The 21,989-nt window shown below is 45.8% G+C and carries 11 protein-coding genes and 1 tRNA gene; 2 read left to right on the top strand and 10 right to left on the bottom strand.

What is annotated here, in order from left to right; all coding sequences use genetic code 11:
- Positions 1-62: 62 nt before the first annotated feature.
- Positions 63-8,372: an immunoglobulin-like domain-containing protein gene (locus MHB43_RS10615; protein WP_405131933.1), complete on the bottom strand. Its 8,310-nt coding sequence runs from the start codon at positions 8,370-8,372 to the stop codon at positions 63-65.
- A gap of 399 nt (positions 8,373-8,771) precedes the next feature.
- On the opposite strand from MHB43_RS10615, the gene MHB43_RS10610 reads away from it, so the two are divergent.
- The gene (locus tag MHB43_RS10610; protein WP_405131932.1) at positions 8,772-12,401 is read left to right on the top strand and encodes an S-layer homology domain-containing protein; all 3,630 of its coding nucleotides are present in this window, start codon (positions 8,772-8,774) and stop codon (positions 12,399-12,401) included.
- A 317-nt stretch (positions 12,402-12,718) separates the two neighbouring features.
- Here the strand turns inward: MHB43_RS10610 and MHB43_RS10605 are convergent, their stop codons facing one another.
- From MHB43_RS10605 to nrdR, 4 genes are all read right to left on the bottom strand, one after another.
- Entirely contained in the window at positions 12,719-13,675 is a 957-nt protein-coding gene (locus MHB43_RS10605) for an IS30 family transposase (protein ID WP_405131931.1), read from the bottom strand.
- A gap of 329 nt (positions 13,676-14,004) precedes the next feature.
- Positions 14,005-14,817 (bottom strand): bacterial surface protein, encoded by an 813-nt coding sequence (locus MHB43_RS10600; protein WP_339183686.1) that lies wholly within the window; start codon positions 14,815-14,817, stop codon positions 14,005-14,007.
- Between the two features lie 189 nt (positions 14,818-15,006).
- A tRNA-Ala gene (locus MHB43_RS10595) sits at positions 15,007-15,079 on the bottom strand.
- Between the two features lie 184 nt (positions 15,080-15,263).
- Positions 15,264-15,731 (bottom strand): transcriptional regulator NrdR, encoded by a 468-nt coding sequence (gene nrdR / locus MHB43_RS10590; protein WP_036609807.1) that lies wholly within the window; start codon positions 15,729-15,731, stop codon positions 15,264-15,266.
- A 116-nt stretch (positions 15,732-15,847) separates the two neighbouring features.
- Between nrdR and MHB43_RS10585 the strand changes: the two genes are divergently transcribed.
- Complete coding sequence (locus MHB43_RS10585; RefSeq protein ID WP_017689472.1) at positions 15,848-16,069, top strand: alpha/beta-type small acid-soluble spore protein; 222 nt, start codon at positions 15,848-15,850, stop codon at positions 16,067-16,069.
- 82 nt (positions 16,070-16,151) lie between these two features.
- Here MHB43_RS10585 and MHB43_RS10580 read toward each other — a convergent pair whose 3' ends face one another.
- From MHB43_RS10580 to polA, 5 genes are all read right to left on the bottom strand, one after another.
- On the bottom strand, positions 16,152-16,715 hold the full coding sequence (locus tag MHB43_RS10580; protein WP_036609809.1) for a lytic transglycosylase domain-containing protein: 564 nt from the start codon (positions 16,713-16,715) through the stop codon (positions 16,152-16,154).
- Positions 16,712-17,308: a dephospho-CoA kinase gene (coaE, locus tag MHB43_RS10575; RefSeq protein ID WP_339307715.1), complete on the bottom strand. Its 597-nt coding sequence runs from the start codon at positions 17,306-17,308 to the stop codon at positions 16,712-16,714. Before coaE ends, MHB43_RS10580 begins: the two co-directional genes overlap by 4 nt.
- Positions 17,309-17,317: 9 nt before the next feature.
- Positions 17,318-18,091, bottom strand: coding sequence for a manganese efflux pump (locus MHB43_RS10570; protein ID WP_405131930.1), 774 nt, complete (start codon positions 18,089-18,091; stop codon positions 17,318-17,320).
- 142 nt (positions 18,092-18,233) lie between these two features.
- The gene (gene mutM, locus MHB43_RS10565) at positions 18,234-19,061 is read right to left on the bottom strand and encodes a DNA-formamidopyrimidine glycosylase (RefSeq protein ID WP_036669994.1); all 828 of its coding nucleotides are present in this window, start codon (positions 19,059-19,061) and stop codon (positions 18,234-18,236) included.
- Positions 19,062-19,179: 118 nt separating this feature from the next.
- Positions 19,180-21,834: a DNA polymerase I gene (gene polA, locus MHB43_RS10560; protein WP_405131929.1), complete on the bottom strand. Its 2,655-nt coding sequence runs from the start codon at positions 21,832-21,834 to the stop codon at positions 19,180-19,182.
- Positions 21,835-21,989 lie beyond the last annotated feature (155 nt).

Genomic DNA, 21,989 nt, shown 5'->3' with positions numbered 1-21,989 from the left:
GTTCTTCCGCCCAACTTTATTATCTGAGTGAATCAATAGCAACTGCCTTATACTTAACGTGTCTACATCAAACCCAACAAATTATAGATCATCACTGCTGCTTCTGCACGGCTAGCATTCTTCTTCGGTGCAAACTCATCGTTACCTACACCGTTTATTATGCCTGCTCCCTGTATTGCCTCTACCGCTTGCTTCGCATAACTTGCGATGTTTGCTTCATCCTTGAAGGCTGTAGCTTCACCACTTGTTAACGCTAGTTGCTTAATTTGGACAGCCTTGTATACCATAACCGCCATATCTTCTCGCGTAATGTTCTCATGAACTCCGAATCGTCCATTTGGTTTCCCGTTCACAATCCCCAGCTTCTGCGCGGTTGCGATATTTCCATGGTACCATTCTCCTTGCTTCACATCACTAAAGCTTGTCGTTGCGCTCTCATCCGATAGCTCAAACATATTCATCAGCATGGTGATGAATTCTGCTCTTGTCACTTGAACATTTGGATTAAACTCTCCATCGCCTACACCCTTCACAATGCCTCTTGCTCCCAATGCTGAGATCGCATCCTTCGCCCAGTCTTGGGTCACATCCTTAAAGCTCGCTGCAACATACGCTACCGTATACTTGCTCAGATACGTTGGCTTGAACTCTACTTTTCCTGTCGCTGCATTGTATTTACCATTCGTCACCACTCTTAGCTCTCCGTTGTCCTTCACATCGTATACGACGACGTTGTTTGGATTTTCGGCAGCCTTTAGAGTGTATGGCAATTCAATCACGAGATCATCTCTGCCATCAAACTCCGTAAGTTTCTTACCATCAATCGTTAGCTCGATATCGAATACGACCTCACCGTTCAGCTGAGCTTGTGCGCCAGCTGGCAGTTGATTAGCTGCAATTTTCTTAATTGACAATCCTAACGTCTTCCCTGCACTTGTTCCTGTTCCAAGCAATTCAGTTGCCACGGTTACGACTGCAGAGCCTGTGTTGATCTCGATGCGATCTACCGTAGAAGATCCACTTGTTAAGCGCGCATCTACTGCGAGCTCAATCGTTAGCCCGTTCAAGCTCTCATCAGCTTCAACTCGCATGTGTAACTTACCGCCTGTCGTTTGATCAAGCGCACGCTTCACCGTATCCGCACTTAATTTCACTTTAGAAGCACCGCTCTCATTTACGACAGGCTTAATGTGTATTTGACCGTTGTTCATGACCACTGGCTCATTGCCACCTGGAGCTGTTGGTACTGTAGGTGCAGGAATGTTACCGTCACCGCCACCATTTCCATTACCACTGCTTGGTGCTTGTGGTGTTCCTGACACCACAACCCCTGCGGATTCATGTCCCGCTGCGTTTACCGTAGTAATACGGAATTCATAACGCGTACCATTCGCAAGTCCTGTGACTTCATAACTGCTAGCCACATTGTTCAGCGTTACCGTCTTAAACTCTGTATTTCCATGACCTGTAATCTTAATAGCGACCAGATCGCTGTCTGCAGGATTACTCCATTTCAAAGTCAGCTTCTGATTACCTGCTGTTACGCTTGTTCTGGTCACTTCTCCTGGTGCAGTCGGTTCCACCGATGGTGTTACCGTTACCGTAGCGCTGGATGATAAACCACCATCCACTGTAGTTACTGTAATCCTTACTGTTCCTGGTGCCACCGCTGTTACTTGACCTGTCGCACTTACAGTGGCTACAGCTGTATTGCTTGAGCTCCATGTTACTGCTTTTTTCGTTGCATTAGCTGGTGTTACCGTAGCTGTCAATTGCCCTGATTGACCTTCTACGATTGACAACGTTGTTTTGTCCAAGCTAATTCCCCTAACGGGTACGTTCTTCCCATGGAGTGCATCATACTCACTTTGTGTAATTGGAATTACCGTTCCGTGACGCGGACTAGCTGGTAAGTTGTAGTTAGAAGATAATGTCCAGGCACCTGATGCAAGATTAGTTGTCTCGAATGGAACATAACCTCTTCCACCAAACTCATCTACGAATAAATACCATTTTTCATCGGTATTTGATTTGAAGATCGTTGGACCCTCAACCCATTTGATGTTACCAACACCTTGATTAATCATCTTGAAGGTTGGATCTAAGATCGAGTCACCCACCTCTTGGAAGATCATCTTGCCAAATGGAGCAGAAGCTCCGTTGTTTTGCTCATCCTTCGTAAAGCGATACACTTTTCCTTCATGCTCAATCATCGTTGTGTCAATGATTGAATATCCATAATCCAAATATACTTGCGGTTCAGTAAACGTATAGAAATCTCTTGTCTTGCTATACATCATTTTTTGATAAGCATTGCCTGTATGAGATGCATCATCAAACATTCTTGATGCCCAAAATACGATATATTCACCTGTTGTGTTGTCGTACATAATTTCTGGTGCCCATGTATTACCCGCTTCTTCTGGTGCAACCTCTACCATGCGTTGATCTGTCCAGTTGACTAGATCATTCGATTCCCAAACCATAATGGAACGACTGCCCCATGTCTGTGCTCTACCCCAGTTACCATTGCCGTTAATTTTCAGATCGGTAGCGATCATGTAGAACTTATCACCTTCAGGCGAACGAATAATGAACGGATCACGTACCCCCTTCTCCCCTAAGGTAGAGGTCAATACAGGTTTACCATTATTCAATTCTCGCCAGTTCAACGGATCATTGCCGTTACTTAGTGCAAAGTGAACTTGCTCGCCTGTTGAAGTACCTTCTCCAGTGAAATATGTGAAGAAGTATCCCGCATAATTTTCATGAGCAGGCAGTTCCTTCACCTTCGCAATGAATTCCTTCGTAGTGGATGCTGAATTTAATGTAATCGTAGCTGTAAGCTTCACATCTACATTTCCACTACCGTGTACCGGACGTTTTACTTCCCCAGTAACTGAAACGACGTTTGGTTGTGCAGAAGCCCAAGTAATCGTTGTTCCATATAGACCAGATGTTGGTAATGTCATATGACCTCTTACATCATTAATGTTATGAACCACTAGTGCTGCTTTTGCTTCATCTACAGAAGTAACATCGTTTGGCAATGCCTTAACCATCAACGTAAAGGTTTTATTAACTGTCTCTGTACCATCTGTAAATACTGCTGTTAACGTTACCACTTGATCGCCAGTTGCGTTAGCTGGTCTGGTTACGGCACCTGTAGTTGAGATGACATTCCCCTTATCTGAAGTCCAGCTTATTGTTGTGCCATAAGCACCTGATGTTGGCAATGTTACATTGCTTATAATCGTATCTTTTGATGCATTAGAAGCAAGAAGATCATGAATCGTTAATTTCTCTGTCGCAGCCGATACAAGCATGCCCTCCATCAAAGCAATCTTCTGATCTGCATGAGCCTTAAGTAATGTAATATCTGCCGCAGTCATAGCACCATCATAGATTTGGAAGTCTGCAATCATACCACTGAAGTAAGGATCAGCTGCATAGAATGACTTACCGATAGATCCGCTACTGCCTGAAGTATTTTTTATTTGTTCTAGTGTCATTCCATTCGTTGAGCCTGATGCAACAGCAACACCATCAATATAAAGCGTTAGTGTACCATCCGTGCCTGAAACAACAGTCGTAACGACTTTCCATTCATTATTCTTTAAGCCCGTGGTAGAAGTTGAAGACTCGTTATTCCAAGCATTCGTCGCGATACCTAGGCGAGCTAGACCGTTAGCGTTATAACGTGGTGTGAAATACGTATAGTGTGTATTATTATTTGGTCTTCCTAATGCATATAACCACTCCGCAGCGTTTTTACCGCTCCAGTTCACAATGGATGAAACAGTCATATCCGTTAAACCATCAAGAACTCCTTGTGGTAGTTCTACATAAGAGTTAGTTGTGCCACCAGTAAAGCTTAGTACACCAGCATCTTGTGTACGAATCCATTCTGCTTTAGACGGATTCATCCATTTTCCATTGAAGTTTCCTGTTTGGTCAATAACCGTCGCACCATCGATATCATTCATATCATAGTGAAGAATGAGCTCTGCCCCAGATGGCTGCTCTACTGGAGGAGTCACGTCTTCATCAGCTAATGTTGCAATCTCTTCAACGGCTAATGCACGATTATAAATACGGAAATCATCAAATTTACCATCAAATAAACTATGAGAGCTGTTTCTCGATTTACCAATATAATTCATCGTTGTTTCCAGTAACATTCTCGGCTCAACGTTGAATGTCGAGCTACGTTTAACCTCTTGACCATTCACATACAATACGGCATCAAATTCATCCATTGTAATTGCAACATGCTGCCAAGTCTTCGTTGGTAATAACCCGGAATTTCTCACCGCATATTTATATTCTGATCCCAGTCGCGTGCTCTCATTGCTAAATTTCTCTGTAAAAGGGGTTACGACAGCAAACTCTAGACTACCTGTATCACCTTGTGTGCTCAAGTACATGGTGTTGCGGTTAACCTGTCTGCCTGTGTCAGAAGCAAAATCAAATATTCTTTGATTTGCTTGATTTCTGTCCATTTGAACCCAAGTAGAGAACGTTGCCTTCTCAAGATTCAAGGATTGAATCAAGTTATCTGGCAGCTTCACATATCCTGTTGATCCATTAAGCTCTAGAGCACCACCCGTTTTACCGATACGATCCTCTTCATTAATCGTTGCTCCACCTGCTAGTGTCGCGTGATGACCATTACCAGAAATGTCATTCAACGTTGTACCATTCACTGTATTTGCATCAAATGAGTAATGTACAACCGGGTCTGTTGATGGTGCTGGACCTTTCCAGGCATACTTCTCTTGCAAAGCATCATACTCTGCACGTGAGATTGGAATTACGGTTCCGTGTCGTGGTCCTGGCGGAAGTGCATATTTATCACTACTTAATACATTGTTCATATATTGCGTGCTGCTATCCAGATCTGTTGTATATCGGACATGATATGGCCATGAATCAAGGAACAGATACCATTTGTCTTTATTATTATCCTTAAAAATCGTTTGCCCTTCGTTGTTTCCATTATTTCCGATCAAGCCAAGTGTATTATCACGTGTACCCGGAACAGCGTCGTATTGAAGGCCGTTTGCTGCAATACCGTCCTTGTCATAGTAAAAAGTTGGTGCTTTCTCCACATACACTTTAGTATTTACTTCTGATTTGGTGAATCGGTACAACATATCATTATGCTCAATAAACGTCGTATCAATGGTCGGAAGTGACTCATCAATCATGACCTTTGGCTCAGAGAAGTTGTAGAAGTCTCTTGTTGTTGCATAGTACATCACATTGTACTGACCTGCAGGTCTTCCGTTATAATCACCATATGTCTCTGTGTTTTTCATCGATGATGCCCAAAATACGATATACTCTCCAGTTACCGGATCATAGATCGCTTCGGGTGCCCACGTATTTCCTCCAGTCTTAGGAGCAACCTCGATCATACGCTGTTCGCTCCAATGAACGAGATCATCCGACTCCCAGATCATCATGTAATGACTACCCGTAATTTGAGCTTGGTCGAAATTTGTACTTTCGCCCATTTTCAAATCGGTTGCCAGCATATAGAATTTATCACCTTCTGGTGACCGAACAACGAATGGATCACGAAGTCCTTTTTCACCCATATCCGATTGAAGGATCGACTTACCATTATTCAGCCCTTTCCAGAACAATGGATCTTCAGCTGTAGCGAAGGATATCTCTTCACCACCCTCATATTCACCTGTAAAGTATGCAAAGAAGTAAGCATCATGCTGTACTGGCGCAGCTGCTTGTTTAATCGTAACGTTAAACGTAAGCTGTTTAGAAGCTGCACCATTCGTAATTGTAGCTATTAACGTAACGGGCGTATCCGTAGCTTGACGGCTTACCCAACCTAGCTGTTTAGCATTACCAGCCGCTTCAGTCGTTCCTTTAACAACTGCCGGTCTGCTAGATAACCATGTAATTGTGGAGCCTTGTTCACCTGTAGCAACAAGATGTAAGTTACCTTTAATGTTGTCAGCATTGTAGATCTCTATTTGTTCAGCGTCCAGATCAACCTTCTGCTGATCATCGAATTGCTTCAAGATTGTAACAGGGAATACAGCTGTAGTTGATACGCCTTGATACGTTAAAGTAGCCGTAAGCTCTGCCTGAACATTACCTGCTTGAACAGCTGGACGTTGTACAGTGCCATGGTTAGAAATGACAGTAGGATGACTAGAACTCCAAGTAATGCTCACGCCGTTTTTACCGCTTGTCGGTAATGTAACGTTTCTCGTTATCTTATCGGTGCTTTTATCGCCTTCACCTAAGAAACTACTGATGTTAAGTTGATTTGCTGCATCATCCACAGTGAGCTGACGTATTTTGGAGATGTGTGTTGCTCCTTCTTGTTGATATAACTCGCCTACTTCTTGCTCTGTCAACGCGCGATCATATACTCGAAAATCAGCTACGCTACCTTGAAGGTATGGATCGTTTGAGAAGATTGATTTACCGATAAAGCCAGAGAAAGTAGCATCCGGATTAATAATTTCTGACAGCTTTAGTCCCTTTGCATTACCCGCAGCAACCTTAACTCCATCCACGAATAACGTTATCCTATTGCTAGCTTCGGACAAGGACACCGTTACATGCTTCCACTGCCCACCGATAAGGTTTGAGTTTGCGCTACCTGTAACTAATGCTTCGTTCGGCCAGCCATTTTTAGAGATACCTGTAGCAATCATATTACCTGATCCGCTACCGTGACGTGGTGTTACGAAGAAATATTTGTTCGTTTCTGGGGTTAATACAGTACCCAAACCGAAGATCCAGCGATTCGTACCATCATTCGTCCAGTTCACAATTGAAGATACTGTAATCTCATTTAGACCATGTAGTAGATCTAGTCCATTTGAGCCCTTAGGAATCTCAACATGTCCACTATTAGATGTAGAACTTCCACCATTGAAGGAAACAAAGCCAACCTCACTGTTTGAAATGAATTGTCCATTGTTTGGATTTCTAAATATTCCGTCAAATGTAACTGCCTTATTGGCAACATCCTTCAGTATGAGTTGACCGTCTACTTCTTCGGTTGTTTTCATGTTGTATTGAAGAATAAGATCATCTTTCAGTGATTTTCCCTTAACGGTAACGGCTGATGTAGCTGTAAACTCTCCATCTTCAGTCTGTACCGTAATTGTGGCTGTACCTCCACTAACAGCTGTAACTTTACCCGTTGAATTGACAATCGCTACACTGGAGTCACTAGATGCCCAGATAACTCTTTTATTTGTTGCATTTGAAGGTGAAATCGAAGCCACTAATGTCTCGCTGTCCCCCACTGATAAAATAAATGTAGGTTCATTAAGCAAGACACTCTTAACGGCAATCTGCTCAATAGAGTCATCCTTAGGTAGTAAGGTAACCATGAACTCCTTCGTTACCTGGCTTTTACCCAAAGAAATGGTTGCAGTTAACGTGACTTGTTGCTTCATTTCTCGTAAGAACACTTCCCCAGTTGGACTGATCGCACTCTCATCACTAGAAGTCCATGAGATCATTGCGCCATTCTTACCTTCAGTAGGTAGTTCAAGAGATTCTGTAACTGCCGATATGTCTCCTAACGTTAGCTCTATTTTGCCTTGTTGTACTTGCTTTTCATTAAACGATTGTTCATATACTACAGCGATATCTTCATTATTTAGTGCCTCTCCGTAAATTCTTAAATCTTGAAAGCTGCCCGCAAAAGTAGCATCCCCTAAATAATTGGAGCGACCGATGTAAGCCTGCAAATCAGTACCAAAGCTTGCTGTTGTTTTCTCTTTCGCGGTCGTGCCTATATGAACACCGTTAATATAACCTGTAATAGAGCGTTCTGTAATAACCGTCGTATAGTGAACCCATTGACCTTCGTTCGGTGTCGTTGAAGTGCCTGATACCCCTACCTCAGTCGTCCAAGGCTGGTCAACATTATTGTTATTCGTAAATACCGACTTAATATCGCCACTTGGATTCGATGGATTAAACATCCAGTAATTCGTTGGCCAGTTATTGCCAGCTGCTGGAGTACCGTAGAATAATGCTGAGTAGTTCCCACTTCCAGTGTTGCTCTTGATCCATACAGATATCGTTGTATTTTCTTGATTATCAAACAAACCACTAGGAAGCTGAACGTAGTTTGTATTACTATCTGTTCCCCCAGGTAAAGTGAGACCATCCGTGTACGTAATGTTTCCTACGGCCGTTCCATGCTTTTCATTACCTGATATATCCTGTACATCCTCAAGCAATGGATAATGCGCCAACATCGTTGGTGTTATTGTGTCCGCTGAAGCTTGATTGCTAGATGGCAGAACAAGATTAAACCAGTTACTGAAGGTCATAAGTAAAACTAACATTAGGATTGTAATTTGCTTCCGCATAGCATTCTTCCCTTCGATTAATTTTCAGAAGCATACAACCCATATCTCTCACCTATAAAACCAGACCACCTCGCTGAAGGAAATAGAGATACGTTTTTTTTAAAAAAAAGAATGCGCTTACATTCCTTCTCATATTACGTCTTCAACACTTCCAATTCAATGTAGTATCTTGTTCATAAGGTGGATTTTTTTATTGCAATTCACTCAAACTTCAACACTATCCCTATACTTCGAAGTAATCGTTTTCATTCCAAATATACTCTATGTTTAAATTAAAGGATTGAACGCCTGATAAACATAATATATATAGTTGGGCGCTTGTCATATGAACAACGTGTCCGAATACGATGCGGTAAGCCATGGGCGCACCGCATCGAAAAATAAGGAGGATTTTCATTTATGCCAAAACGATTTAGCAGAATGCTCGCCTTCCTCTGTTGCTTGGTAATGGTGGCGTCGCTAATGCCTACCAGCTATGCCGCCGCCACTGACAACATCGAGAACACAGTAGCGAATGAAACACCCACCGCCATTTTTGGAACTCCCGAACTCGGGTCAAACGACCCACTCTGGAGCAAGACCATGGAGCATCACATCAACAAAAGCACTGTGCCCGCCGATCCCAGACCCCATGCCACGGGCACAGCCAGAATCCTTTGGGACCATGACTACCTGTATGCCCGAGTAGTTGTGAATGACAGTAATCTATATCTGGGAGCTGGCGGAGATCACCAATACGACAGCCTGGAATTTTATGTCGGTACCGGAACCGGAGGCTCAAACCAATGGCGCGTCAGCGCGATGGGTGTGTTCTCAGGGCAGGCCGCTCCGGGCAGAGCTGCATGGACCCAGATCACGGAAACAGGATATATCGTGGAGATGAGAATACCCAAAAGAACCTTGACCTTGGAGGAGGGCAAGCTTACCTTTGAGGTTTATATTAATAACTCAACGGAAAAAGGCGGGGACCGCTATGAAGTCGTTTCCAGTTTTGGAGTTCCAGACGCAGCTTATACCAGCTCTGATTCATTTACAGACAGCCTGCAGCTCTCTTTAGCCAATGAAGTGGACACTAGATTCTCAATCACCGCCACTGCGGGACCGGGCGGCCGAATAACGCCGAACCCACCCGGCGATGTTCTGAGAGTAGATCAGGACGCTAACAAAGAATTTACGTTTACCCCCGATTCCGGCAAAATGGTGGATACCGTAACGGTAGACGGCGAGATCGTGACTCTATCTGCTGGCACTTATACCTTTTCGAATATTGAGGCTGACCATACAATTCACGTAACATTTAAAAATGATCCAGACGCGGGGCTGCTTCCCTTTGTTGTATGGAATGACAACTTCGCCAGTGGCGAGTACACAACGGCTGTCATCATCGACTTAGGCCAGGGGAAGGCAGCGTTAGGCTCCGAGCTTAATCCGGACTTGTTTACCTTGTCAGCCAGGAACACAACCCTGAACGGCGAAGCGGTGACCTTTGAAGGAACGCGCAAGATCACAAGGGTATACGCTAATGACGAACCGAAGGTACGCGGCTATCTGGGGCCGGTAAGCAATTCACCGGATTATCAGGACGGACTGGCAAGTGGCCGTTACATCGTAGTTGAGTCTGAGTTTTATTCAGCGAGCGGCGGCAAAACAACGCTGGATGGCAGCAGTAACTCAACAAAGCAGGTTTACAACATCGTCCCAAACGGAGAGATTGTACTGACAGAAGGGAGTCCACTTCGCAACGTGGTTTTTGAACAGGAAAAAGTTGTGAATCCGATCCTTGACAAGTTTACAACATTCACGGACAATTCGGTCAATCGCTCGCTCTATCTTCACAAGGATGAAGACGGTAAAGTGATCAAAGGATTGCCGCTGTATGTTTATACCCACGGCATGTCACGCGGCGGCACAAACGCTGCGACAGACCAAAAAGCGGCCATGAAATCCGCCAATGGCTCGGTCGCTCTAATGAAAAAAATGGAGAAAAATCCTGACAAGTACGCAAGCCATGTACTGAATATTTCCTATAATGGCGTATCTGTTCCCTCAACAGAGAATGTTAAGAAGGTCATAGACGCCCTGATTGCCAGCGGCGAAGTAGACCCTAATCGTGTTTACGCAGCAGGCTTTTCCTGGGGCGGCCAGTATACGAACAACTTAGTTAACAGCCATCCTGGCTTCTTCGCTGCCGCCGCACCTATGGCCCCGGTAAGCGGTTCACCGAATGCTAAGGACAATGACGCTCACAACAATCTGGCCTATTGGATGTTTGTAAATGCTCATAACGTTGCAGGCTACCAGACTAACCTCAATAACTTCATGAATAACAATATGCCGAAAATGATCAACGCGAGGGCTTCGCGCTTTGAGAGTAATGAGGTCCTTACGTGGCCCTACAATCAATTTGATCAGCCGAATCTGAGGCCGAATCCGGCCAACACACCTGTTCTGGCTGATTACATAGCGCACGAAGTTGAAGCGGCGGTTCTTTACAACCAGATAACTATGGGGGATTGGAGCATAGCTCCCACGGCGCAGTCCTCTAACTTGCCGGTTTGGAACAATGACTACACAGACGTCTTTGATTGGATGTTCTCGCAGAGAAAACCGGCCCTCCCCGGTGCTCCGAGCGGCTTCAAGGCGACAGCCGGTGACGGACAGGTCACATTGAGCTGGACTGCTCCTGCTGACGACGGTGGCAGTACGATATTGGGCTACAAGGTATGGTATGGCAACGTGACGCCGGTCACACTGGATGCGGCGGAGACCAAATATACCTTTAAGAACCTGACAAACGGCCAAGGCTACAGCTTCACGATCATCGCGGTGAACGCAAAGGGCAATGGCGCGGAGATCAGTGCGACGACGACGCCGATGAAGACGACGACTCCCACTGTGCCTGATTCTGGAGGCAATACGGGCAACACCGGAAACACCGGAAATACCGGCAACATCGGTAATACGGGCAACACCGACAATACGGGCACCGGGACAGACGATGGAACGTTGAAGTCGACCTACACAGTGAATACACCGAAGGATAAACCCGCGGTCACAGACAAAAACGGCAACACCACCCTCCCCGGTGGCGGCGAGATTGAGACCAAAGGCGGGACGAAGATTAAGGTGCCCGAAGGCACAACGATAGACTCAAACGGTAAGGTAACCATTCCGGCAGACAAGAGCCCCGAAGTGACACTACCCGGCGGCAACAGCACAGTGACCATTTCGGGAGGATCGACGATCGCGAGCGACGGTACGGTTACAGTAGGCGGCAACGACACGCATGTGACCCTGCCCAACGGCAACCGTGTGGATATTCACGGCGGATCGAAGATACGGAGCGGCGGAGCGGTTGTGGTAGGACCGAGCGGCGCAAAAGTTAGCTTAGATAACGGCATGTCGCTGAACATCCGTGAGGGTACGGAGCTGGCGTTTGATGACGCCACCCCACTGGGCTTCCTCGTGCTATCGGGCAATCCTTTCAGGGATGCCAACATGGACGACTGGTTTTACAACGATATAAATTTCGCCTACACATACGATCTTTTCAACGGCACGACGTCCACAACGTTCTCACCGGGCACCGCAATGACGCGTGCAGCGTTCGTGCAGGTACTGGCCAATCTTGAGGACGTAAATCTCTCCAGCTACACAAGTTCCCGCTTTAGCGACGTGACGGACGGACAATGGTACACCGCGGCAGCCGAGTGGGCAGCCGAAAAAGGCATAGTAAACGGTACAAACGCAAACCTGTTTGACCCCAATTCGCCGTTAACGCGCGAGCAGCTGCTGGTGATACTGTACAACTACATGAAGTACAAGGGCTATGAGCTCCCTGAAAGCCACGCTAAGTCCTTCACGGACGAGAGTGAGATCAGCTCTTGGGCATTGGAGGCCGTTCAGGCGCTGCGGGGCATCGGCATTGTATTAGGCAAGACGGACAACTTTTTTGCCCCCAAAGCCACCGCCACCCGCGCCGAAGTAGCCACGATCTTTGTAAGGTTCGTTGAATATCTGGCTAAGTGAAAGCGTATACAGAATTAAGGTGACCCCTCCCGGCTGGACAATATCTAGCCGGAAGGGCTCCTTGTTTTCAAACTGCACTTTTTTTGTCCAACCTCCTCCCATACTCACAGCCAAAATAATTAGGCAGATGAATAACTTCTGCACTCCCACAGAAAACCATCTCATGTGTTAATTTCCCCTCATCGTTAAACTGATTGGTATCCTTTTTTTGTCATTATATGTCGAAAATGCTCACACGAGAAGTGTATTGGATACCACCCTATTACTCAACTTAACTCTGTCTTAATTCTAGATTTACTTTAAGAATTGACAGATTGTCAAACCAAGTGCGACAGTTCCTCTGTGAAAGATTCGTGAGCGGTTCTCCAACCCAAGCATTTTCGTGGTCTGTGGTTTATTAGATCTAGTGAACTGGCAAGATCTTCATCCTCGACTTGAGCGAGATCGGTGCCTTTCGGGAAAAACTCTCGAAGCAATCCATTCGCATTCTCATTGGAACCGCGTTGCCAAGACGAATATGGATCAGCAAAATAAACGTGCAGGTCATGGCTTGTTTCCAGATTGGCATAGCATGCAAACTCCTTTCCCCGGTCAGCCGTGGCTGTGAGGAAAGTGCCTGTGGGATACTGTGAGATGGCTACACCAAGCGCAATTTCCATAGACAGAGCAGTGCGATCAGGCATGAGAATGGCGGTATATAGACGGGTTTTGCGTTCAATGAGCGTGGCTATGCATCCTTTACTTTTCCCACGACTAGATACGACGGTATCCAGTTCCCAGTGCCCAAACGTTTCACGAGAACGAACCTCTTGGGGACGATCCGAAATGGATCTGCCAATGGCAAATTTACCGCGAGTTTCTGCGGGTTTCTGACGCTTTCCTTTGTGCCGAAGAACCTGTAACGTGCCTTGAACCAGTCGACCTGCGTAGATCCAGCGATAGATCGTTTTGAAGGATACTGCTTGCAAGCCTTCGGTACGGAAGCGTTGATTGATCTGTTCCGGAGACCACGTTGCCTTCAGTTTTTCCTCCAGTGAAGCAGCTAAGGTGCTTGACCATTTACCTGAAGAAACAGAGGATTGACGACGCTTCTCATAAGCGTTCTGAGCGTGTTCTGCCTGATAGGGATACGATGAATTAGCACGATCTAGTTCGCGGCAAATCGTGGACGAATGTCTCCCCAGTTCTTTTGCAATAGCTCTTGAGCTTTTGCCTTGTCTGTGGAGGATTTCTAGCTTGCTGCGTTCGATTATGCTAAGATGTGAATAACTCATGGACTGATTCTCCTTGTGTGAATGCTGGTGTGGTAACTTTCATTCTACACGAATCAGGCTGTGAGCCATTTTTTTATTTCAGTAGGGTGTCGCACTTCATATTACAATCCGTCAATTTAAAAAAGAATATTAGTATCTTCGCTCCTTCTCTTGAAATAAGTTCAAGAGTTTACGGAGTATCGTGGTTCGTTAACACAACAAAAAAACGCCATCACATGACGTGATGGCGTTCTTGACTATGAAGCCTAGGGGGATCGAACCCCTGACCTCATCGCTGCGAGCGATGCGCTCCTCCACGATTGTTATTCAAGTAATAATAAAAAAGATGTTTATTGGGCTGTATTATACTCACTCACTTCAAAGTTTAAGATCTTATTAAAAATCACATAATTTTTACGACTCTTGAACGGCCCCTTATTGTTATCATGTTTATCAATAGCATAGGAAGCTGTACCACTTCCAGCTTGTTTGTTCTCATACCAGGCAATAAAACTTTTGACCTCTTCCATACTCAGATCGAACTCCTTCTCAAGGCCAGTATCCATCGTAACCACCAAAATAGCACGACCACCGTTTGGTTGTTCTGGTTCTGGTTCTGGAGTTGGTTCTGGAGTTGGTTCTGGTGTAGGAGCCGGAATTAACGCTCCACTACTACTAATATCGATTGCGCTCAGAACAAAATCCGTTGAGTCTTCTTTTTGATATATCAACGTTACTTGATGATCTTTATTATCTAATCCAGTTTTTTGGAATAAAAGCGTATCAGTTTGGGCATTTCCATAAGCAGAAAATAAATATGTAGTTTCATCAATCTGAATTTTCATAACTTTAGATTTATTCATATTTCTTGATCCAATTACTCTTAGTTTATCTCCCTTAAACCAAAAAGAAGCCGTTGCCTCATTTGTCAATGCAGCGGATGCAGAGCCTGTACTATACAAAGTGTTATCATACTTTGTCCATGTTCCTGTGTAGGTGATTAGGGGATTTCTGTCAACAATTCGACTCCACCCAGCTTCGGCCTGTTTTAATTGGCTACTTCCAACAGTAGCGGCCAAAGCTTCTTTTTGAAATCCAAAAAATGTTATAGCCATAATTACAATCAGGCTACTCAATCCTATCTTCTTCTTCCAGTTCTTCACTAACTTTCATCTCCTCAGTGTATGTTATTAATCAATTATATATTAAACAAGGGTATACATATAGTCTGTTATTTTTAATAAACATAAGAGTTATTGAATAATATCCGATCCTTATACCTTTACTAAGTGATAGTCCCTATTTTCACATCAAAAAAACGCCATCACATGACGTGATGGCGTTCTTGATTATGGAGCCTAGGGGGATCGAACCCCTGACCTCATCGCTGCCAGCGATGCGCTCTCCCAGCTGAGCTAAGGCCCCAGGATATGAAATAGATAACTTGTCAGCACTGCTACGTTCCACAGGCGACTCCTATATCATATAAAATCCAGCTTTCGCTGTCAATCACTTTTTCAAGATCCAAAGTGCTTGGAGAAGAACAACCGATTTCTCTGGTACACACGGACTGGAACTCCAGACTGCTCTTCTCCCTTTTCCCACTTCACTAATCCTCCAGATCGTCTTTGGACAACAGGGATTTCAGTTCTTTCATGAACATATTGATATCTTTGAACTGGCGGTAAACCGACGCAAAACGGACATACGCCACTTCATCGACTGGAAACAACTGTTCCATCAATAGCTCACCAATCTGGCGACTCTCCACTTCAGCATCGGCTGTATTACGCAGCGATTTCTCCACTTCAGATACCATCATCTCCAGGGTCTCTACGGAGACTGGACGTTTCTCACAGGCACGAATAAGCCCGCGGAGAATCTTGTCCCGGCTGAACTCTTCCCGGCTACCATCTTTTTTAATGACAATCAGTGGAGTCTCCTCAATCATCTCAAACGTTGTAAATCTTCGGGCACACTGCTCACACTCACGGCGACGACGAATGGATTTTGCCTCGTTGGCCGGACGCGAATCAAGCACTTTGGTACCCATATAACCGCAATAAGGACACTTCAACTCAGATCACTTCCCACGTTTTACTTTTTACCACATATTCCCTGTCTTGATTTTGTAATGAAAAATGCATTGCCGACACATAATACTTTTACCAACCCGCGAGGAGGTGAACAGCAATGGCACAAAGCAATGGTAACTCCAACAACCTGGTGGTAACTAAAGCTTCCGCAGCACTCGAGCAAATGAAATATGAAGTTGCTCAAGAACTCGGAATCAGCATCCCACAAGACGGATACCAAGGTAACATGACTTCTTACGAGAACGGTTCGATCGGTGGATACATCACGAAGCGTCTGGTAACAATTGCAGAACAGCAATTGGCAGGTCAATACCAATAATATCTGCATCGTAATACGCTACACAGAGGAGCATGGAGCGGCCGGTGATTAACCGGCCTGCTCTGTGCTTCTACTTATATACTTAGAACGTATTATAGATCTTTACATACTGATTATAATAGTAAATGACTCTTTGTACATAGTGACGCGTCTCACCAAACGGAATATCTTTCACCGTATCGAACGAGCCATCCCACACACCATCTCTGAGCCAACTGTTCACTTTGCCTGGACCCGCATTATAGGCAGCGATCATGACCGCTTCATTGCCATCGAATTGATCGGATAGATTCCGCAGATACCATGTGCCTAATTGAATATTTCGTTCAGGCTCGTGCTTCAATTCCTCCAGCGAAGTGTCGGGAATTTTGGCTTGTTCCAGTATCCAATTCGCCGTGTCCGGCATCAGTTGCATGAGCCCAATGGCACCTCGCTTGGATTCCTTGCTTGTCTTAAAATTAGTCTCCACCTTGATAATGGAAGCAATCAGAAACGGATCAACCTCATAACTCTGAGATTGGGCACGGATCTCTTCCTTATAATGTATGGGATAGAACCATGCCATCCAGTTTGTATTCAGAAATAACACCAGTACAAAGGACACAAACATCAACAGCAGTACACGTTTCTTACGCAATATTCTCATAACAAACCCTTAGGCCGTAGATATGAGTCAATTTGCTGCTCCGTCGCAGACCATAAGCCACTGTTATCGATGACAATGTCTGCCAGCTGTTTTTTGCGCTCAATATCCATCTGTACATCCATTCGAGCCTCGGCCTGTGCTGCAGTCATTCCATCCCGACTCATCAAGCGATCTCGTTGTACCGATCTCGGGACATATACAACCATGACTTCCTCGAAACCGTCCTCCAGACCTGATTCGTAGAGCAAAGGAATATCAGATACCACAAGTTTATCCGGATACTGCAACGCGTATGCAGCAGCCCGTTCACGCATCTCTCTTCGGATCGCCGGATGTGTGATCGCCTCCAATGCCTTTCGTTCCTCTGGTTGTTGAAAAACAATACTTCCAAGCTTTTTCCGATCCAGTGTTCCATCTTCGTTCAGTATGGCTTGTCCAAACCGCTTAACAGCGGCGGCCAACACGGGATGCCCGGGCATCATAACTTCCCGGGCAATAACGTCTGCATCGATGAGCAACGCTCCCTTACTGGCGAGATAGGCGGAAACACTGCTTTTGCCTGTCGCGATCCCGCCGGTTAAGCCTATATTCATCGTTTCACCTCATAACAGCTTCATTATTCCCATAATCATTAACATTAGCGCTGGCAATACAGACAGTCTTCGCATCCAGCGCAGAGCTGAGAATCGTAGGCCAACCTTCATGCCGAGTGACAGAAACGCTCCACTAAACAGCGCAATAATGAGTGCCGTCCACAGTGTAGGGAATCCTAGAAGTGCCGCTCCCAATCCTGCCCCAAACGCATCCAGAGACAAGGCAATACCAAGCCACATCGCTTCCTGGGCAGATATACTTCCCGAGTTATCCATATCCGCCTTGGAGGGACTGCGAAGGATCTGAATGACAACGCCCAGCTTGCGCAGCTCCAGTGTAAATACCATTCGTTCCAGTGATCCACTTGAAGCCGACTGCTCCAGATCCAGTGCGAGCACCTGATTCCTGCCCTTTGAATCCGACAGTCTCTCTTGTGCTTCTCCCACCCCAGTTACCGTTGCTTCTGTTTCCCCACTCGTTCCAGTGTCTGTTTCCTGCTGTTCTTTGCCTTGCTTTCGAATAAGTTGCAATAGTGACCATGCACCAATACCTATCAATATAACGGCTCCCACAATCGAAGCGATATCCGGTGACACCACATGGGACAACAACACACCTACTTGCATCGACAAGGCAATAACCAATCCCGAACAGATCGAAATAACAGCGATAGATAACAGGGGAATCTTAGTCCTCCGTAACCCATATGTAATCCCGACTCCAAAACCATCTAAACTAAGCGCCAAAGCAAGCGCCAGCAATGAAATAAAATGATGCAGCACCCCGGACTCCTCCTCTGTGCGGTACTCGTGCCAACTGAAGATGCCAGTATGGGTATACGCCCGCTTATTTCTGCCATATCAGTATATGGAGGGAGGAATCCAAGGGTGCTATGATTTCATCATTTCGTTCATTCAGTTCATGTTACAGCAGCTGACAGTTCGGACAAAAATGCGTTCCACGGCCACCAACCACCGTTTTTTCAATTAACGTACCACAAGTTGTACAAGGTTCTGATTTGCGTCCATAGATTTTCAGTTGATGCTGGAACATCCCCATCTCACCCTGTCCATTCACATAGGACTTGATGGAAGATCCACCTGCATTCACTGCATCTTGCAACGTAGCCACAATCGCTTCATGGAGCACCGTTAACTGAGCTTCGGTCAGTGTCTTGGCAATGGTCTCGGGATGGATACCTGCGCGAAATAGAGCCTCGTCCACATAAATATTCCCGATACCGACCACATATGCCTGATTTAAAAGTACAGCCTTGATTTTGGTTGTACGCTTGCCAACCGCCTCGCGGAATGCAGTTACCGTAAAGGCTGGATCAAGCGGCTCCAGTCCCAGCTTCAGCAAAGGTTTGGACACCAGTTCCTCACCTGCATTAAACAGATGCATCGTACCAAACTGACGCACGTCCTTATAACGCAATTCCGTACCATCGTTAAAATGGAAGATCACATGTGTGTGTTTCTCCACATCTTCATGCTGCTCATACACACCGTACCTTCCTTCCATCCGCAGATGGGAGACAAGCACCAGCCCGTCCAGCAAAATACGCAAAAACTTGCCGCGGCGCTCCACCCCAATGACGGTATGTCCCGCGAGTTCCATTGCAAATGCATCTATGTCGTCCGGCCGCTGAATAATCCGCGGCAAGCTAACGGTAACATGATCAATCGTTTTGCCCACAATAAGTTGATTCAATGTTCTTCTGACTGTTTCGACTTCCGGTAATTCCGGCATGATGTTCTCACCTCCCCTATATTATAACGGAAGATGGCGCTCAGCGGGACCCTTTTCTTATATCTCGAACATGGAAGGGTCTATTGTAAAATACCGGAAAAACCGCGCAGTGCTTGATTTATTTCGCTTCGTACCAGTTATCACCAAAGCTGACTTCTGCTTTCAGCGGAACCGACAGTTCCAATGCTTTTTCCATAACAGAAGGGACTAACTCTTTCATCAGTTCCAATTCATCCGCAGGCACTTCGAATACAAGTTCATCGTGCACCTGAAGCAACATACGGCTCTTCAACTTGCGTTCCCGCAGCGCTTCATCCATCTGTACCATGGCCAGCTTGATGATATCTGCCGCTGTTCCCTGAATCGGTGTATTCATCGCCGTGCGCTCTGCGAAGGAACGCAAATTAAAGTTGCTGGCATTAATCTCTGGCAGGTAGCGACGTCGTTCCAATAACGTTTTGACGTAACCATCCTGGCGAGCTTCCTTCACAATGTCATCCATATATCGGCGTACACCCTGGAAGACTTCAAAATACTGATCAATAAACTGCGCGGCCTCTTTACGTGTGATATGCAGGTTCTGTGATAAACCATAATCACTTATGCCATACACGATACCAAAGTTAACTGCCTTGGCGGAACGACGCATATCCCCATCCACATCCTCAGGCTTCACGCCAAATACATCCGAAGCGGTCTTTGTATGAATATCCATATCATTGACAAATGCTTCCTTCAAGCGCTCATCGTCCGAAATGTGGGCCAGTACACGCAGTTCAATCTGGGAATAGTCTGCTGCCAAAATGGACCATCCAGGCTCGGAAGGAACAAATACCTTCCGGATTTTGCGACCTTCTTCCATCCGAATCGGAATGTTCTGCAAGTTCGGAAATTGACTGCTAAGTCGTCCTGTTGCAGCAATGGTCTGACGATAATACGTATGCACCTTGCCATCACGATTGGATATCTCTTTGAGCAATCCTTCCACATAAGTGGATTGCAGCTTGGCAAGCTGACGATATTGCAGAATATGCTTGACCACATCATTATAAGGAGCCAATTTCTCCAATACTTCCGCATCTGTGGAATAACCCGTTTTTGTTTTCTTCACCACCGGCAAGCCCAGTCTATCAAATAAAATCTCACCCAGTTGCTTTGGTGAATTCAGATTAAATTCCGTTCCTGACAGCTTGTAGATCTCAGCCATCAACCTGCTGATCTGTTCTTCAAACTCACTGCCCAAAGCCTGTAGATCGGCTGTATTGGCCTTGATGCCCTGTTTCTCCATGTCCGCCAATATGCGTGACAACGGCATCTCCAGTTCATGGAACAGCGAATTCATCTCATCGGTTTCCAACACCTGCTCCTGAAGTGGAATAATGGCTGCTACTGCGGCAGCTTTGCGGCACAGGAAATCACCCAAGATCTCCACTTCCGGTACCTTGTACTTAGCGCCTTTCCCCATAACCGTGTCATCCTCTACGAGCGACGGCAGACCATACTTGGTCGTGAGTCCACTAATCGTCTGGTTGGATTCCGTTGGATCAAGCAAATACGCAGCCAGTTGTACATCAAATGACGCACCAGCGAATTCGATGCCATGTGCATGCAGGGCCAGGTCTACACGATGAAGATCATAACCGCGCTTTGGCTGGTCTGAATTACCAAGCCATGCCCGCACTGGAGCCGCAGCCTCGGAATGAAGCAATTCGGGAGATATGAACGTATATGTTCCAGCAGAACCTAGAGCTAGTCCAATCAATTTCGCTTGGTGAGGGTTATCCCCATGTGTCTCCACGTGGAGTACATCAATGGAATCCAGTGAACTGAACAGCTCACTGATGTTGTCCTCTGTTGCAATGGAGGATTCAACTTCGGCAGCAGGAACCGCTTCCTGTTCAGAACCAATACTGCCACTGAACGACAGGCGTTCGAGCAGAGATTTGAATTCCAGCTTAGCTAGTGCAGGGCCAGCATGTTCTTCTTTTAATCCAGCAAATTGCATATCCTCCCACGTCTGCTCCAGCGGAACTTCCCTGTGAATCGTCGCAAGTTGTTTGCTCATCCGGGCATCTTCGGCGTGTGCCTCAATCTTCTCTTTCATCTTGCCCTTCAGTTCACTTGTGCCGTTCAGCACATCTTCTACCGATCCGAACTGGTGCAGTAGCTTCAACGCTGTCTTCTCTCCAACCCCGGGAATACCCGGAATATTATCGGACGCATCGCCCATCAGACCCTTGAGATCAATGATTTGCAGCGGCGTCAGACCATAACGCTCTTTAATCTGAGCAGGATCGTACAGCTCAATATCGGTTACCCCTTTACGCGTCAGCCCGATATGTACATGTTCGGAAGCAAGCTGCAGCATATCTTTGTCACCCGATACAACCAGCACCTGTCTGCCCGCTTCATCTGCCCGTTTGGTTAACGTTCCAATGATGTCATCCGCTTCGAATCCAGCGAGTTCAAACTGAGCAATGCCAAGTCCTTTCAGCAGCTCTTTGAGCAAAGGGAATTGCTCTGACAACTCTGGCGGTGTTTTCTCCCGTCCACCCTTGTATTCCTGATACCCTTCGTGGCGAAACGTGATTTTGCCTGCATCAAATGCAACCATGACATGTGTAGGTTTATGCTCTTCAAGCAATCTCAGCAGCATCGTAGTGAAGCCATATACCGCATTGGTATGCAGACCTTTCGAGTTGGTCAGAGGCGGCATTGCAAAAAACGCCCTGTAAATAATGCTATTTCCATCTATGAGAATAAACTTGTCCATTCCAGCACCTCGCGTATTATATGGTCAACCTCTTCAAATTACATCTACTCTCATGATACCATACCCACCTGTCACATCAAAAAGAATAGCCTCTTTTCACTTCATTTTTAATTGCAAAAAAAAGAACCTTCTCCGCAGACAGCTGTACGCAGCCT

Origin of the sequence: Paenibacillus sp. FSL H8-0317 (assembly GCF_045040685.1) — a bacterium.
In the GTDB taxonomy this organism is placed as follows: domain Bacteria; phylum Bacillota; class Bacilli; order Paenibacillales; family Paenibacillaceae; genus Paenibacillus.
Note: the sequence above shows the minus strand (reverse complement) of the source record. Positions and strands in the feature narration are given on the sequence as shown.